Genomic DNA, 16,272 nt, shown 5'->3' with positions numbered 1-16,272 from the left:
AAAGGTAATTTTACCATTTTATTGTGATTTTATTATTATAAGACAAACGAAGATTCAACATTTAATTTTTTATCCTGATAAAAGGTAATTTTACCATTTTAATGAGTACTTTCTTATTTCTTATCAAAAGAAATACATAATTTGTTTTTTGTTGATTTGTTAAATATCCTATTCCAATACCTTTTTTTAAAACTGGGGAGTATACTCCAGAAGTTACATAACCAATAGGTTTTTCATTTTCATCTACTAATATGTATCCTTGTCTAGGAATATTATTTTTTTCTTCAATAATAAAGGATATAAACCTTTTGTATTTTCCTTCTTTTTTTTGTTTTTGCAATATTTTTTTTGCTATAAATTTTTTTTCGAATTTAATAATCCAAACTAAATTCGCTTCAATAGGTGTTATCTCTTCAGAAAGATCTTGTCCATATAAACGGTACCCCATTTCTAGTCTCAATGAATTTCTACTTGCTATTCCACAAGGAATTATTTTATGATTTTCTATTTCTAGTTCTAGAATATCATTCCATATTTTTTCTGTATTTTCATTAGAAACATAAATTTCTATGCCTTTGGACCCTGTATATCCTGTACGAGAAATTAATACATTTCTTATCCCTGAAAATTTTCCTATTTTAAAGTGATAAAAAGGAATTTCATTTAATGGAATATCTGTTAATTTTTGAACATGAAATAAAGATAATGGACCTTGAATTGCTATAAGCGAATATTTTAAAGAAGTATCTATTAATTTTATATCGCTATATTTATATTTTTTAATATTATCATTTATCCATTTTTTATTTTTATTAATATTAGCAGCATTAACTATAAGTAAAAAATTTTCTTCCGAAATTTTATAAACTACTAAATCATCAATAATCCCTCCTTTATCATTAATGAAACAAGTATATTGAGCTTGTCCAATTTTTATTTTATATAAATCATTTGTGCTTAGATATTGAATTAAATCTATAGAATGTTTTCCTTTCAAAATAAATTTTCCCATATGACTTACATCAAAAATACCAGCATAATTTCTTACAGACATATGTTCTGTTAAGGAAGAGGTATATTGAAGTGGCATATAAAATCCGGAATAATTCACCATTTTAGCTCCTAAATGAATGTGATGATTATATAAAATTGTTTTTTTAATAAAATTTTTATTATTTTCCGTCATATTCAACAAAATTATTTTTCGTTTCGTACAAAGTTATTTTTAAATCCAAGTTGGAAGATATTTTTTTATTTATTTGATTCCACATGAAAACAACAATATTTTCTATAGTGGGATTGATGGATGAAAATTCTTTAATATCTAAGTTAATATTTTTATGATCAAAAAGTTTTTCTATTTCATTATAAAGAATATATTTTAATTTATCTAAATTGAAAACAAATCCTGTTTCCGAATCTATCTCTCCTGTAACACTTACAATATATTCATAATTGTGTCCATGATAATTTAAATGTGCACATTTTCCAAATATTTCGATATTTTTTTGATAATCCCAATGATTATTGTAAAGTCTATGTGCAGCACTAAAATATCCTTTTCGACTTATAGTAGCTATCATATTTTAATAGATTTTAACTGATTTAAATAATTTTTAACAATAATTTTTAACCAAATAGTATAAGAATTTGGATGTATATGAATACTTTTAATTAATTCATTTAATGAAATCCATTTCCAATTGTCTACTTCTTTGAAATTTATAATAGGTGATTTTTCATAAAATCCAACAAAAACATGATCCAATTCATTTTCTATTAAACCATTATTTAAAAATTCATGATAAGTAAAACTAAATTTTTGTTCTAGAAAACAATCAAAACCCATTTCTTCTATTAAACAACGATGTGCAGCTTTTAAAACAGATTCGTTTTTTCTAGGATGACTACAACAAGTGTTAGTCCAAAGCAAAGAAGAATGATATTTTTTTGAAGATCTTTTTTGCAACATTAAATCATTTTCTAAATTAAAAATAAAAACAGAAACTGCACTATGTAGTAATCCCTCTGTATGAATTTTTTCTTTTTTTTCGAATCCTACAATTTGATTTTTTATTCCTATTAAAGGAATAAGATTTTCATGATCTTGTTTTTTCTTTTTAACATTCATATTCACTAATTTTTTGATTTAATATCCTTGAAAAAATAGATAAAATAATATAATGTAAATTGATTATATAATAAATTTTATATTGTTTTGTTTTTTATTTATGGAAAAAAAAACTAAAAAGCTATTAAATGAATTGAATAATTTAAAAAAAAATACATTGATAAACATGATGCAAATTCAATTTATTTTTTTATCTATTCAATTAGATATATTGATAGCAAAAATGCCTGTAAATCATAAAATATTTCAACCTTTTGGTTATATACATGGAGGTGCTACTATAATTTTAGCTGAAAGCGTTGGAAGTTCTATTTCTTTTATAAATATTAAAAATGAAAATAAAGAAGATCTAAATGTTTTTAGTATTGAAATTTCTGCAAATCATATTCGATCTATAAAAAAAAAAGGAATTTTATTTGCTAAAGCTAAAATTTTTCATAAAGGAAATACTTTACATTTTATTCAAGTTAATGTTTACGATGAAAAAAAAAATATTATTAGTTTTTGTAAACTAACTAATATCATAATTCCAAAAAAATAAATATGTCAAAAAAAATTAGTGTTTTCTCTTTATATAAGAAAATTTTAGAAGATTATTCCAACCACAATAATTTTGTTCTTTTTAAAAAACCTTACGATAAAAAAATATTTTTTTATTCTGATTACAATTATATAGGTGAAAAATTTTTTTTAATTAAAAATTTTAATAATGATCATACCATAAAAATATATCCAAAAGAAATTTATTATATAGATATACAAGAATTATATAAATATAAAAAAGAAAACATTTTATTTTCTCTTTGTGAAAAAAATTCTTCTTTTTTAATAGACTCTTGTAAATATAAAAACTTAATAAAAAAAGCTATTGAAAATATAAAAAAAGGTTTTTTTAAAAAAGTAGTTTTATCCAGATCTATAAAAATTCCTTTTCGGAATTTTTACTTTAAAAGTACTTTTATAAAATTAATTTATACTTATCCTAATGCTTTAATTAGTCTTTGGTATGATTTTTATCATGGATTTTGGATAGGATGCACTCCAGAATTGTTAATGAAATGTTATAATAAAAAATTGAAAACTTCAGCATTAGCAGGTACTATTTGGGGATCCAATAAATGGACAAAAAAGGAAGTTGAAGAACATAAAATTGTTATAAAATATATAATTCATTTATTAAAGTCTTATAAAGGAACCATTCATATAAAGAAAACTAAAACTACAAAAATAGGTCATTTAAAACACTTAGAAACTCTAATTTTTTTTTATTTTCTTGATAAACCTGATTATTATGAAATTTTAAATCGTTTACATCCAACTCCTTCTATATGTGGTTTTCCAAAAAATAAATCATTAAATTTTATTCGTAAAAATGAAGAATATGAAAGAAATTTTTACACGGGATATATTGGAACAGTTCATAAAGATCAAATGGAATTATATCTTAATTTAAGATGTGTCAATATAAAAGAAAATAAAAGAGAAATGATTTTATATGCTGGAAGTGGAATTACTATAGATAGCAATATTCATCAAGAATATATAGAAACAGAGAATAAAATAAAAAATATTCTTTCTCAACTTATTTTCAAATGATTTTTTTTTCTATAAAATGGTCTTATAATTAAACGTACACTTTTGTTATAATGAAAATATTGAATAACCCAATTTGTTAAAGCTATTGCTCTATTTCTAAAACCTACTAAACTAACTAAATGAACAAACATCCAAACAATCCATGCTAAAAATCCCTTTAATTTTAAATAAGGAAAATCACATACGGCTTTGTTTCTTCCGATCGTAGCCATAGATCCTAAATTTTTGTAAATAAAAGGTTTCATGTTCGAATTATTTGAAAAAAAACAATTTAAGTTTTTAGCTAAATAATTTCCTTGTTGTATTGCAGGTTGAGCCGTCATGGGATAACCGTTGGGATAATGTTTATTTTCATTTATGTAAGCTACATCTCCAATAGCGAAAATATTTTTGTACCTTACAGCTTTAAGGAAATTATCGACTAGAATTCTATTTCCTTCCATGTCTTCTTTTAAAAAACCTTTTATAATAGCACCTTTTACTCCTGCAGCCCATATTACATTAGAAGATTCTATTTTTTTATTTTTTTCCATAAAAACTATTTCTCCATCATAATCTTTAACTAAACAATTCAACCAAATAATAACACCTAATTCCTTTAAATTTTTGTAAGCTTCTTGAGCCGATTGTTTAGACATTCCATCTAATAATCTAGAAGTAGCTTGTAATAAATGAATATTCATATATTGAATATCTAAATCGGGATAATCATGTGGTAGGACATATTTTTTCATTTCAGCTAAAGCTCCAGCTAATTCCACTCCAGTAGGTCCTCCTCCTACAATAACAAAAGTCATAAGTCTTTTTTTTTCTTTATCATTTTTTGTTAATAAAGCAGATTCAAAATCTTGTAAAATAAGACTTCTTAAATTTAAAGCTTCTGGAATAGATTTCATAGGGAAAGCAAAAGATTCTATATTTTTATTTCCAAAATAATTGGTAACAGATCCTGTTGCCACAATTAAATAATCATAAGGTAAATTCCCTACATTTGTATATATTTTTTGTTCTTTTGTATTGATATAATGAACAAAAGCTAATCTAAAAAAAAAGTTTTTTGTTTTTTTAATGATATTTCTAATAGAATGCGCTATAGAATCTGGTTCTAGACCTGCCGTAGCTACTTGATACAATAAAGGTTGAAAAGTATGATAATTATTTTTATCTATAAGTACCACTTGAAACTTATCTCTTCTTAATTTTTTTGCTACTTGTAATCCTGCAAATCCAGCACCAATAATAACGACTCTTTTTAAGTTGTTTACTTTTGGTATATTCATCGTCAAAAGTTTGACATATAAGCTAATTTATATATATTTTCATTTTAATTGATAAATTAATAATTTTGTTAAAAATAAATAGATTTTTATGACTTACTATTTAATTGTGGGGACTACTTTTTTGGTCAGTATTATTGTCAATACAATATTAAAAAACAAGTTCAGAAATTATTCTAAACTCTACTTACATTCACATATGAGCGGAAAAGAAATAGCAGAAAAAATGTTAACAGATCATGGTATACATGATGTTCATGTTCTTTCTGTAGAAGGGGAATTAACTGATCATTATAATCCAATTAATAAAACAATTAATTTGAGTGAAAAAGTTTACAACGATAGAACCGCTGCTTCAGTTGCAGTAGCAGCACATGAATGTGGGCATGCTTTACAGCATAGATTAGGTTATAATTTATTAAAGTTACGAAATCATTTAGTTCCTATTCTTAATTTTAGTTCTAAATTTATAAATATAGCAATTATGTCTGGACTAACTATTTTTTATAGTTCAGGAGGAAAAGATTCTTTGATCCTTAAACTAGGAATAGGATTATTTTTTTTAGTTGTGATTTTTTCTTTTATTACATTACCTATAGAATTTGATGCAAGTAATAGAGCTTTGACTTGGCTAAGAAATAAAAATGTGGTAAATCAACAAGAATATCACAAAGCTAAAGAATCACTAAATTGGGCCGCTATGACTTATGTAGTTTCTGCTTTGGGTAGTTTAGCTCAATTGATATATTTTTTATCTATTTTTACCGGTAAAAAAGATGAAAATTTTTAATTCTTAATTGTTTTTTTCTTTTTTCTAGCATTTCTCTTCTTTGGACGAAGATTTCCATAAGTTTTGTTTATTATTTTTCCTCTTCTTGTTTTTTTGTCTCCTTTACCCATATTAATGCATAATTAGTTTTTTTATCAATTTATGTATTCTATCTGCTTCTTTTTGTAAGTGATGTGTTGATAAACAATTTTTAATTATAATATTAGATTTTTTTTCTCTTTTTTTATTAGATATTTGATTTTTTAAACGATCTATAATTTCATTTTCATTTAAATTATCTCTTTTCATTATTCTTTTTATCATATTTTCTTTGGATGAAGTTATAGAAATAATCAAATCACATTCCTTATAACTACCACTTTCAAATAATATAGCTGATTCCTTTATTACATATATAGTTTTTTGTTGTATTGACGATCTCCATTGTTTAAAATCAAATGATATCCATGGATGAACAATAGAACATAACAATTTCAATGCTACAGGATTTTTGAACACAATTTTAGATAAATAAAATTTATTTATTTTTTCTTTTTCATAAGAATTTTTACCAAAATATTTGGTTATATTTTGTTTTATAATCCTTATTTTATTCATTAATATTTTTCCTCTTTGATCTGAATAATAAATAGGTATTCCTTTTTTTTTTAAAAAGGAAGAAAATAAACTTTTTCCAGAACCCATTTTACCTGTTATACCTACTAACATTTTTTTATTTTCATTTCTTATTTTCTTTATCATAATCTATAATGTTGTTATTATTATAACGTAATTGGGTTAATTCTTTAGAGATTATATTTCTTTCAAGTTTTATTTTTCCTGTAATAGTTTCTAGTATACAAAAATGATCAGTAATATCTATTATTCTCCCATGTATTCCTGAATTTGTTACTATATGGTTTCCTTTTTTTAAATTTTCCTGAAATTTTTTTTCAATTTTTTGCTTTTTTATTTGAGGACGTATCATAAAGAAATAAAATATAATAAAAATCAATAGAAACATCCAAATTGTGTTTGTAATAGAATTTTGTTGTAATGAAAAAAACATAAAATATAATATTATAATTTTGAATAGACTTACATGAGTCCTTTTCCTATTTTGAATATTTTATTTTTTTTATATAAAAATCTAAATATTTGATCTAATATACCATTAACAAAAGTTTTGCTTTTTTCCATACAAAATATTTTTGTAATTTCTATATATTCATTCATAGTTGCTTTAGGAGGTATATTTGGAAAATATAAAAATTCACAAATAGCCATTTGCAATATAATCAAATCTATAATTGCTATTCTTTTTATATCCCAATTACTTGATATATTATTGATTAAATTATTAAATTCTTCTTTATGAAAAATTGTATTTCGATATAAATCGATAATAAATTTTTTATTTTCATCATTTTTATAAACATTATATAATTTAAAATTTTGAGGAGTAGAATGATTAATAAATTGTAAGGTTTTACATACCATTGTATGAGCTATATACAAGTTTTCTTCTCCATTAATATAATATAGGTCTTCTATATATTCTATTAATTGCTTATTTGGAATGACAAAATTTTTATAATATTTTATTATAAATCTTTTTTCTTCTTCAAAAGAAGAAGGATAAGATTTTACAAAATCTTTTTTGCAAAAATTTGATTTTTGCATTTCTTGCAATAAGATAAAAATATATTCATCTTGTTGATTCCATAAAATTTTTCTAGAATTTTTTGTAGAACGGTATTCTTCTATTAAATATTTATTTTTAGATAGGATTTGGATCACTGAATTGTATACAAATTTATGTATAAAATCTGTTTTATTTTTATTATGTAAATTTTTTTCTAGAGCATTTTCTCTAATTTTTAATATTAAATATAGAAGATAAATATATAGATCATGTAATGTTTCAATACTTTGAAGCATGTTTTCTTCAACTTTATTTGAATCCATTTTAGATAAATGTTGAGCATATAAAAATTGTAAACTTCTTATTCTAAAGTGTCGTCTTATTGACATTTTTTATTATAATAATGTTGATTTTTTATGCACGACAAAATTATTCGTACAATTATATAAATAAAAAATCAAAACTTAAAAAGTTCGTATTTTTGTATTTTATATGAGTGGTTTATTTGCTTTTAGCAAAAGATATTGTCAAAAATATAAATTACGTTTGTGTATAGGATTTCTATTAATTTTAGCATCAAACATTTTAACTTTACTTCCTATTCCTTATATAGGGAAATCTGTTAATACTATAAAAAATCTATTCACAAACTTTTCAAATACATCAAATTCTATATCTTTAAAAAAAGATATTTTCATTTATACTAGCATTATATTGATTGTTCCAATTATAGGTGGATTTGTGAAATATCATATGCGTCAATGTATAATTACTACGTCTAGAATGATAGAATTTGATATAAAAAACGAAATTTTTTCACATTATCAAAAATTAAGTTTATCCTTTTATAAAAATAATTCTACAGGTGACTTAATGAATCGTCTTACAGAGGACGTTTCTTTTATAAGGCAATATATAGGTCCTGGAATAATGTATTTCTTGAATCTTGTAGTTCTTTTTTTTATGGTTTTTATGCAAATGTTGCGAATCGATAAAATATTAACTTTTTACGTTATTTTACCTATTCCCATTCTTTTTATTTCTATTTATTATATTAGTGTTTATATTACTAATAAAAGTGAAGAAGTTCAAAGATTTCAATCTATTATATGTTCTTTTATACAAGAAACTTTTTCTGGAGTTCATATTATTAAATCATTTGTATCAGAATCTTTTTTTCAAGAAAAATATAGAAAAATTATATTGAAATATCATAAAAAAAATATAGAATTAGCTAAAATTGATACTATATTATCTTCTGTTATTATATTTCTTATAGGAATTTGTCATTTATTAATTCTTTTCTTTGGTGGAAAAAAATATTTTAAAGGAGAAATAAAAGAAATTGGAACCATTGCTGAATTTTTAACATATATAAATGTTTTAATTTTTCCTTTTATTATATTAGGATGGGTGGTTTCTATTGTAGAAAGAGCTAAAGTATCGCAAATTCGTATTAGTGAATTTTTGAAAGAAAAACCTGATATATTAAATAATAATCTTATAAAAACAAAAATATTTGGAAAAGTTCAGTTTAAAAATGTTAGTTTTTTCTATTATCACAATAATAGTTATAAAAAAAATATTAAACAAGAGATTCAAAATCATACAATTAGTAGAATATCATTCACCTTAATGAAAGGAAATACTTTGGTTTTAACGGGAGAAACAGGATCTGGAAAAACAACTATAGGTAGATTAATATCTCGTTTGTATGATCCATATCAAGGAGAAATATTAGTAGATAATTTATCTTTGAAAGATCATAATTTATATGATTTTAGAGAAAATATAGGTTATGTTCCTCAAGAGTCTTTTCTTTTTTCTGATTCTATTTATAATAATATAGCTTTAGGATGTGTGAATAAAGTAACTCCATGTGAAGTATACAAAGCTGCTAAAATAGCTATGATAGAAAATGACATTTTAAATTTCAAAAATGGATATGAAACTATTATAGGAGAAAGAGGGATTACTTTATCTGGAGGGCAAAAACAAAGAATATGTATAGCTAGAGCAATAATAAGAAATCCAAAAATTCTTATATTTGATGATAGTTTTTCTGCTATAGATCAAAAGACTAGAAAATTAATCATTCATTCTATTAAAATTAAAAAAGAGTTAAAATATAGTACTATTATTATTATAACTCATGATACTTCTTATATTTCTGATTTTGATTTATTTATTGTTTTGAAAAACGGAAAAATATCAAAAATAGAAACCCATAATATTTTTTTATAAAAATTTAATTTCGAATAATTATAATAAAAATGGGATGTCCCATTTTTTTTGTTTAGATTTGCTTAATTAGGATTATAATATTTTTTGAAATGGACGAAAAAGAAAATATAAAAGAAAGAAATGAAATTTGTTCACGAACTCTAAAAACTGGTAGTCGTACTTATTTCTTTGATGCGAGAGAAACAAGAGCCGGTGATTATTATTTAACTATAACTGAAAGTAAAAAAAATTTTTCCGAAAAAGGAGAAATAACTTATAAAAAACATAAAATTTATTTGTATAAAGAAGATTTTTCAAAATTCCAAAGTATACTTGATGATATGATTCGATTTATTATAAATGAAAAAGGAAGAGAAGTTATTTCGGAACGTCATCAAAAAGATTTTAAGAATCATACTACATACAATCAAGAAATTAAAGATGTACAAAAAAAGACTTCAGAGATAAAAAACTTCACTAATATTAATTTTGAAGATATTTAAATATTAGTATTTAGTATGTTTTTTAATTTCTAGTTTTTTTAAAACTAGTGTTTTTTTTCATAAAAAAAACAATGGTTAGTTATTTTATTATGTTTAATGGAATATATGGAAAATTATATAAGTATAATGAATAATATTAATACTTTCATATTTGATGTAGATGGAGTATTGACAGATTCTACTTTAAATTTATTACCAGATGGTAATTTGGTTAGACAAATGTTCGCTAAAGATGGATATGCAATGCAATTAGCAAAAAAAAAAGGATATAATTTATGTATCATAACAAGAGGATCCGATTTGATGGTTTTTAGACGTTTGAGAGGTTTGAATATTCGTTATATTTATCAAGGAGTAGATAATAAAAAAAAGTATTTAGATGAATATTGCAACATATTGAATATTAAGAAAAAAAAAATTTTATATATGGGTGATGATATTCCTGATATTGAAATTATGAAATCTGTAGCTTTACCTTGTTCTCCAATAGATGCGGTTCAAGAAGTTAAAGATATATCAAAATATATTTCTCCAAAAAAAGGAGGAAGAGGATGTGTAAGAGATGTTATTGAACAAACTTTAAAAATTCAAAAAAACTGGTTCTAGTTAAAAACATCTCTTAATTAAAGATTAAAAATTAAAAAAAAAAATAGTGTCCCTAAATAAGACACTATTTTTTTTTTTAATTTTTACATCATTCCACCCATTCCTCCTCCTCCAGCTCCCGGCATTGGAGGTCCTACATTTGGTTCATCTTTTTTTATTTCTGATACAACACATTCAGTGGTTAGTAACATTCCTGACACAGATGCAGCATTTTCTAACGCCACTCTAGCCACTTTGGTTGGATCTATAATTCCTTCTACTATCATGTTTTTAAATTCTCCAATTTTAGCATCATATCCAAAATCTCCTTTTCCTTCTGCTACTTTAGCTACAACTACAGAGCCTTCTCCCCCTGCATTCGCTACAATCTGACGTAAAGGTTCTTCAAGAGATCTTCTAACTATTTGTATACCAGTATCTTGATCTGAATTATCTCCTTTTGTATTATCTAATGATTTAATAGCACGAACTAAAGCAACACCACCACCTGCTACTATTCCTTCCTCTACCGCAGCTCTAGTAGCATTCAAAGCATCATCTACACGATCTTTTTTTTCTTTCATTTCAACTTCAGAAGCAGCTCCAACATAAAGCACAGCTACACCGCCAGCTAATTTTGCAAGACGTTCTTGTAATTTCTCTTTATCATAATCTGATGTAGTAGATTCTATTTGAGCTTTAATTTGATCCACACGTGCTCTAATATCTTTTTTATTTCCTCCTCCATTTACTATAGTAGTATTATCTTTATCTATAATAACTCTTTCTGCTTTTCCTAACATATGTAATTTTACATCCTCTAATTTACTTCCTGTTTCCTCTGAAATTACAGCTCCTCCAGTTAAAATAGCAATATCTTCTAACATAGCTTTTCTTCTATCTCCGAATCCAGGAGCTTTGATAGCAGCTACTTTTAAAGTCCCTCTAATTTTATTGACTACTAATGTAGCTAATGCTTCACCTTCCACTTCTTCAGAAATAATTAATAAAGGTTTTCCGGATTGAGCTACAGGTTCTAATATAGGCAACAAATCTTTCATTGCTGCTATTTTTTTATCAGATAATAAAATTTGAGGTTGATCAAATTCTGTTATCATTTTTTCAGTATTTGTTACAAAATAAGGTGATTGATAACCTCTATCAAACTGCATTCCTTCAACTATATCTACAGATGTATCTGTACCTTTTGCTTCTTCAACTGTAATAACACCTTCTTTTCCTACTTTTTCAAAAGCATCAGCTATCAACGCTCCAGTTTTTTCATCATTATTTGCGGAAATGGAAGCAACTTGTTTTATTTTTTCTGTATTACCTCCCACTTCTCTAGACTGTCTTCTTAAATCTAAGATAACTACTTCTAAAGCTTTATCTATCCCCCTTTTTAAATCCATTGGATTTGCTCCAGCTGCTACGTTTTTTAATCCTTCTCTAACAATAGCTTGAGCTAATACTGTAGCGGTTGTAGTTCCATCTCCAGCCACATCGTTAGTTTTAGAAGCTACTTCTTTGACCATTTGAGCTCCAAGGTTTTCTATAGGATCTTCTAACTCAATTTCTTTAGCAACTGTTACCCCATCTTTAGTAACTTGAGGTCCTCCAAAAGATTTTTGTAACACAACGTTACGACCTTTTGGTCCTAAAGTAACTTTCACAGCATTTGCTAATGCATCTACTCCTTTTTTTAATTTATCTCTAGCTTCAATATCAAATTTAATATCTTTTGCCATAATCTTTTAAATTTTAATGAATTTACCTTATTAATAAGTTAATATGAATCATATGATAGCTATAATATCGGATTCACGCATAATGAGATATTCTTCTCCTTCCCATTTTAATTCTGTACCGGAATATTTACCATACAAAACTCTATCACCTTCTTTTAAAATCATAGGTTCATCTTTTTTTCCTTTACCTACTGCTATTATAGTCCCTTTCTGTGGTTTTTCTTTCGCTGTATCAGGAATAATAATACCTGAAGATGTTTTTGTTTCAGCAGGATCAGGTTGGACAAGAACACGATCTGCTAAAGGTTTAATCTTTACTTCCACCATATTATAAATAATTTTTAAGGTTAACGATTCTAATCGTTCAAAGCCAAAAACATGCCAAATGAAAAAGAATTGATTTTTTATTCATTTAATAAAAGTTAAATGTCATTATGACATATTTATTCAATGTTTTGATTTCAGTAAAAAATTGAAAAATAGAGTTAAAAAAAATATAATAATAGATAAAAACCAGGTAACATTTTCTAAAAATGTATTTGTCCTTTTAACTCCAAAAAATCTAAAATTTTTTTCCATAAAAGATTGATGAATACTTTCTTTTTTTGGATTTTGTATTAATATTATCAATGTAAGCATTAGACATGTTACAATAATAAAAAAACTGAATATGATTATGGATATATTTTCCATTTATTTTATTTACCAATTATTATTAGGATCATGAAATATTTTTTGATATACTTGAATTGTTAATTTTTCTATAATTTTATCAATAATTTCTTTTGAAAAAAGATTTTTTTTATTGTAAAACTCTTCTGAGACAACAAAATATTCTTCCCAATTTTTTTTTGGTTCAAAATTATCTTTATAAGATATTTTCACAGTAACCTTAATTTTTTTCAATGGATAATTTTCCAATGGAATAATAGCATAATTTAAAAATACACTTTTCAAAACAGCATCTCCATTTTTTAGTACCAAATTGGAAGGATTATGCTTCATTATATAATCTTCAATATTTTTTTTAAAGTCAAAGGAAAAAGATCTCCTAGGTATATTAACTACTTCTGAAAATTCTCCTATCTCTATTGTTTTTTTTATATCAAAAAAGGATGAAATAGAAGGATGATAACAACTAATCATAAAAAAAATGAAAATAAAAACAAAAAAAAACTTTTTATAAACCATATTGTTTAATTTTTCTATATAATGTTCTTTCTGAAATCCCTAATTCTCTTGCAGTTTTTCTCCTTTTTCCATTATTTTTTTTCAAAGCTTTTTGAATAAATTCAATTTCTTTTTTTTGCAATGAAAAAGAAGACAATTCATTTTTAGATAAATCCTCTTCTACTTCTTCATAATCTAAATCATCCTCAGATTTAGAGGAATCTTCTAATTGAAAAATAGAATCGTCTCTATTATAAATCATTTTTCCAAAAACTTTTTCCATAAGTTCTTGATTTTCTTCAATAAATCTAGTATTTGAATTATTTTTAATTAATTGAAAAGTAATATTTTTCAAATCATTAAAATTTTTTTTCATATCAAATAATATTTTATAAAAAAAATCTCTTTCTCTATCATGAAAAGATCTTTCTATATGTACATTTGGATTAGAAAAAGATATTGATGGTATATTTTCTGGTATATATTCTTTTAATTTTTCTATAGAAATTTCACGTTTAGTTTCCACTACAGAAATTTGTTCTGTGAGATTTTTTAATTGTCTGATATTACCAGGCCAAGAATAATCTTCTAAATATTTTAAAGCGTCTTCAGTAAATGTTACTGGAGGCATACGATATTTTTCTGCAAAATCATTCGAAAATTTTTTGAATAAAAATTTAATATCATTTTTACGAAAACGTAAAGGAGGAACATTAATCTGTACTGTATTTAGACGATAGTATAAATCTTCTCTAAATTTTCCATGTTGTATGGATTCTATCATATTTAAATTAGTAGCAGCAACAATACGTATATTAGTTTTTTGAATTTTTGAAGATCCGACTTTAATAAATTCTCCAGACTCCAATATTCTAAGAAGACGTACTTGTGTAGTTAAAGGAAGTTCTCCTACTTCATCTAAAAAAATAGTTCCTCCATTAGAACCTTCAAAATATCCTTTCCGCATGCTTGTGGCTCCTGTAAAAGACCCCTTTTCGTGTCCAAAAAGTTCACTATCAATTGTTCCTTCTGGAATAGCTCCACAATTTACGGCAATATAAGCATGATGTTTTCTAGAAGAATATTGATGAATAATTTTTGGTATAAATTCTTTTCCTACTCCGCTTTCTCCAAGAACTAGCACAGAAATATCAGTAGGAGCAACTTGTATAGCCTTTTCTAAGGCTCTATGCAAAGCATAATCATATCCAATGATCCCAAACTTTTGTTTTATATTTTGGATAGAAACGGATTCCATGTTTTTTTACATTATTTACAAATTCTTCCTATTAAAGTTGCAGATGTGGTATCTATTATTTCTACATTAGCTAAATCTCCTATATTTAGGCTTTTTTTAGGAAAAACTACAATTAGATTTTGTGTATTTCTTCCGTACCAATATTGTTTATTTTTTTTTGATTCACCCTCAATTAATACTTCTTCTACATTTCCCAAATGCTCTTGCATTCTATAAAATGAATGTTTGATTTGTAAATCAATAATTTCTTTTAATCGTCTTTTTTTTATATGTTTAGGAACATTATCTTCTAATTTTCTATATGCATAAGTTCCAGGTCTAGGTGAATAAGAAAACATATATCCATAATTATATTTAATTTCATTCATTAAACTTATAGTTTCTTGATGATCTTTTTCATTTTCATTACAAAATCCAGTCATAATATCATGAGATATAGAACAATTAGGTATAATATTTCTAATTTTTCTAATCAGAAAAAGATATTTTTCTCGTGTATATTTTCTGTTCATTAATTTTAATATTTTGTTGCTACCAGATTGAACAGGTAAATGTATGTGTTTACATATATTTTCATGTTTAGAAATAACTTCTAATACCTTACTGGACATATCATGAGGATTAGATGTAGAAAATCTAATTCTCATCAGGGGAATTTCTTGAGCTAAGAGATCTAAAAGTTTGGAAAAATCTACAATATTTTCTCTATTTTGTATCATACTTTCTTTTTCTTCTTTCCATAGATAAGAATCTACATTTTGTCCTAATAGAGTTATTTCTTTATATCCATTCTGATATAAATGTTTAGATTCCTTAATTATGGAATATGGATCACTACTTCTTTCTCTTCCTCTAGTAAAAGGAACGATACAAAATGTACACATATTATTGCAACCTCTTGTTATGCTTAAAAAAGTTGTTATTTTATTATTATTTTGTTTTGTTTTTGCAAAACTAATATCCGAATAAGTTTCATTTTTGTTAGGAGTATGATAATACTGTTTTCCCTTTATAGAATAATAAATAAAATTAGGTATTTCTCTATAAGAATCAGGATTTACAAAAAAATCTACCATTTTTTCTTGTAAAAAGAAATTTTTGATTATTGTTGAAAAACATCCTATAATTCCAATCAAAATTTTTTTATTTTTTTTTAAAAATTTTAATTGTTCCAATTTTTTTTTTAAAGTTAATTCTGCTTTTTCTCGAATAGAACAAGAATTTAATAAAATTATGTTTGCTTGATCTAAGTTTTCAGATAAAATAAAACCATTATTTAATAAAATAGAAGTAATAAGATCACTATCTGATATGTTCATTTGACAACCATAATTTTCAATATAAAAAATTTTTTTTTTCATATTTGT

Annotated in this window: 20 protein-coding genes; 6 read left to right on the top strand and 14 right to left on the bottom strand. The window is 24.4% G+C overall.

Annotated features, from left to right (window positions below):
• Positions 1-61: 61 nt before the first annotated feature.
• From gcvT to idi, 3 genes are read right to left on the bottom strand one after another with little or no spacing between them, the layout of a single operon-like run.
• Entirely contained in the window at positions 62-1,186 is a 1,125-nt protein-coding gene (gcvT, locus tag H0H50_RS02220) for a glycine cleavage system aminomethyltransferase GcvT (RefSeq protein ID WP_185867007.1), read from the bottom strand.
• Positions 1,173-1,583 (bottom strand): 6-pyruvoyl trahydropterin synthase family protein, encoded by a 411-nt coding sequence (locus H0H50_RS02215; RefSeq protein WP_185867006.1) that lies wholly within the window; start codon positions 1,581-1,583, stop codon positions 1,173-1,175. Before H0H50_RS02215 ends, gcvT begins: the two co-directional genes overlap by 14 nt.
• Entirely contained in the window at positions 1,580-2,131 is a 552-nt protein-coding gene (idi, locus tag H0H50_RS02210; protein ID WP_185867005.1) for an isopentenyl-diphosphate Delta-isomerase, read from the bottom strand. The genes H0H50_RS02215 and idi overlap by 4 nt, the downstream gene beginning before the upstream one ends.
• Before the next feature lie 100 nt (positions 2,132-2,231).
• Between idi and H0H50_RS02205 the strand changes: the two genes are divergently transcribed.
• Positions 2,232-2,672, top strand: a complete 441-nt coding sequence (locus tag H0H50_RS02205; RefSeq protein WP_185867004.1) for a hotdog fold thioesterase — start codon at positions 2,232-2,234, stop codon at positions 2,670-2,672.
• Between the two features lie 2 nt (positions 2,673-2,674).
• Positions 2,675-3,727: a chorismate-binding protein gene (locus H0H50_RS02200; RefSeq protein WP_185867003.1), complete on the top strand. Its 1,053-nt coding sequence runs from the start codon at positions 2,675-2,677 to the stop codon at positions 3,725-3,727.
• Here the strand turns inward: H0H50_RS02200 and H0H50_RS02195 are convergent.
• On the bottom strand, positions 3,709-5,007 hold the full coding sequence (locus tag H0H50_RS02195) for an NAD(P)/FAD-dependent oxidoreductase (RefSeq protein WP_185867002.1): 1,299 nt from the start codon (positions 5,005-5,007) through the stop codon (positions 3,709-3,711). The two genes, H0H50_RS02200 and H0H50_RS02195, sit on opposite strands and share 19 nt — an antisense overlap.
• Positions 5,008-5,095: 88 nt before the next feature.
• Between H0H50_RS02195 and H0H50_RS02190 the strand changes: the two genes are divergently transcribed.
• Positions 5,096-5,794 (top strand): zinc metallopeptidase, encoded by a 699-nt coding sequence (locus H0H50_RS02190; protein ID WP_185867001.1) that lies wholly within the window; start codon positions 5,096-5,098, stop codon positions 5,792-5,794.
• Here H0H50_RS02190 and H0H50_RS02185 read toward each other — a convergent pair.
• The 4 genes from H0H50_RS02185 to nusB form a co-directional block, all read right to left on the bottom strand.
• Positions 5,791-5,904 (bottom strand): 30S ribosomal protein THX, encoded by a 114-nt coding sequence (locus H0H50_RS02185; RefSeq protein ID WP_185867000.1) that lies wholly within the window; start codon positions 5,902-5,904, stop codon positions 5,791-5,793. The genes H0H50_RS02190 and H0H50_RS02185 overlap by 4 nt on opposite strands.
• Position 5,905: 1 nt before the next feature.
• Positions 5,906-6,535, bottom strand: a complete 630-nt coding sequence (gene coaE / locus H0H50_RS02180) for a dephospho-CoA kinase (RefSeq protein ID WP_185866999.1) — start codon at positions 6,533-6,535, stop codon at positions 5,906-5,908.
• Positions 6,513-6,761, bottom strand: coding sequence for a preprotein translocase subunit YajC (gene yajC, locus H0H50_RS02175; protein WP_394798958.1), 249 nt, complete (start codon positions 6,759-6,761; stop codon positions 6,513-6,515). Before yajC ends, coaE begins: the two co-directional genes overlap by 23 nt.
• A gap of 110 nt (positions 6,762-6,871) precedes the next feature.
• Positions 6,872-7,807, bottom strand: coding sequence for a transcription antitermination factor NusB (gene nusB / locus H0H50_RS02170; RefSeq protein ID WP_185866997.1), 936 nt, complete (start codon positions 7,805-7,807; stop codon positions 6,872-6,874).
• Positions 7,808-7,910: 103 nt separating this feature from the next.
• Here nusB and H0H50_RS02165 point away from each other — a divergent pair, with 103 nt between their 5' ends.
• The 3 genes from H0H50_RS02165 to H0H50_RS02155 all read left to right on the top strand — a co-directional run bounded on the left by H0H50_RS02165 (position 7,911) and on the right by H0H50_RS02155 (position 10,750).
• The gene (locus H0H50_RS02165) at positions 7,911-9,662 is read left to right on the top strand and encodes an ABC transporter ATP-binding protein (protein WP_185866996.1); all 1,752 of its coding nucleotides are present in this window, start codon (positions 7,911-7,913) and stop codon (positions 9,660-9,662) included.
• Between the two features lie 89 nt (positions 9,663-9,751).
• Positions 9,752-10,144, top strand: coding sequence for a DUF3276 family protein (locus tag H0H50_RS02160; RefSeq protein ID WP_185866995.1), 393 nt, complete (start codon positions 9,752-9,754; stop codon positions 10,142-10,144).
• A gap of 126 nt (positions 10,145-10,270) precedes the next feature.
• The gene (locus tag H0H50_RS02155) at positions 10,271-10,750 is read left to right on the top strand and encodes a KdsC family phosphatase (RefSeq protein ID WP_394798957.1); all 480 of its coding nucleotides are present in this window, start codon (positions 10,271-10,273) and stop codon (positions 10,748-10,750) included.
• An 83-nt stretch (positions 10,751-10,833) separates the two neighbouring features.
• Here the strand turns inward: H0H50_RS02155 and groL are convergent, their stop codons facing one another.
• The 6 genes from groL to miaB form a co-directional block, all read right to left on the bottom strand.
• Positions 10,834-12,477, bottom strand: coding sequence for a chaperonin GroEL (groL, locus tag H0H50_RS02150; RefSeq protein WP_185866993.1), 1,644 nt, complete (start codon positions 12,475-12,477; stop codon positions 10,834-10,836).
• Between the two features lie 48 nt (positions 12,478-12,525).
• Positions 12,526-12,804, bottom strand: coding sequence for a co-chaperone GroES (locus H0H50_RS02145; RefSeq protein WP_185866992.1), 279 nt, complete (start codon positions 12,802-12,804; stop codon positions 12,526-12,528).
• Positions 12,805-12,924: 120 nt separating this feature from the next.
• On the bottom strand, positions 12,925-13,116 hold the full coding sequence (gene secG, locus H0H50_RS02140) for a preprotein translocase subunit SecG (RefSeq protein ID WP_238784216.1): 192 nt from the start codon (positions 13,114-13,116) through the stop codon (positions 12,925-12,927).
• Between the two features lie 63 nt (positions 13,117-13,179).
• Entirely contained in the window at positions 13,180-13,668 is a 489-nt protein-coding gene (locus H0H50_RS02135) for a hypothetical protein (RefSeq protein WP_185866990.1), read from the bottom strand.
• A complete protein-coding gene (locus tag H0H50_RS02130; RefSeq protein ID WP_185866989.1) occupies positions 13,658-14,905 on the bottom strand; it encodes a sigma-54 interaction domain-containing protein in 1,248 nt (415 codons plus the stop codon). The genes H0H50_RS02135 and H0H50_RS02130 overlap by 11 nt, the downstream gene beginning before the upstream one ends.
• A gap of 11 nt (positions 14,906-14,916) precedes the next feature.
• Positions 14,917-16,266, bottom strand: coding sequence for a tRNA (N6-isopentenyl adenosine(37)-C2)-methylthiotransferase MiaB (miaB, locus tag H0H50_RS02125; protein WP_185866988.1), 1,350 nt, complete (start codon positions 16,264-16,266; stop codon positions 14,917-14,919).
• Between the last annotated feature and the right edge of the window lie 6 nt (positions 16,267-16,272).

Source organism: Blattabacterium cuenoti (assembly GCF_014252015.1).
Lineage (GTDB): Bacteria > Bacteroidota > Bacteroidia > Flavobacteriales > Blattabacteriaceae > Blattabacterium > Blattabacterium cuenoti_U.
Note: the sequence above shows the minus strand (reverse complement) of the source record. Positions and strands in the feature narration are given on the sequence as shown.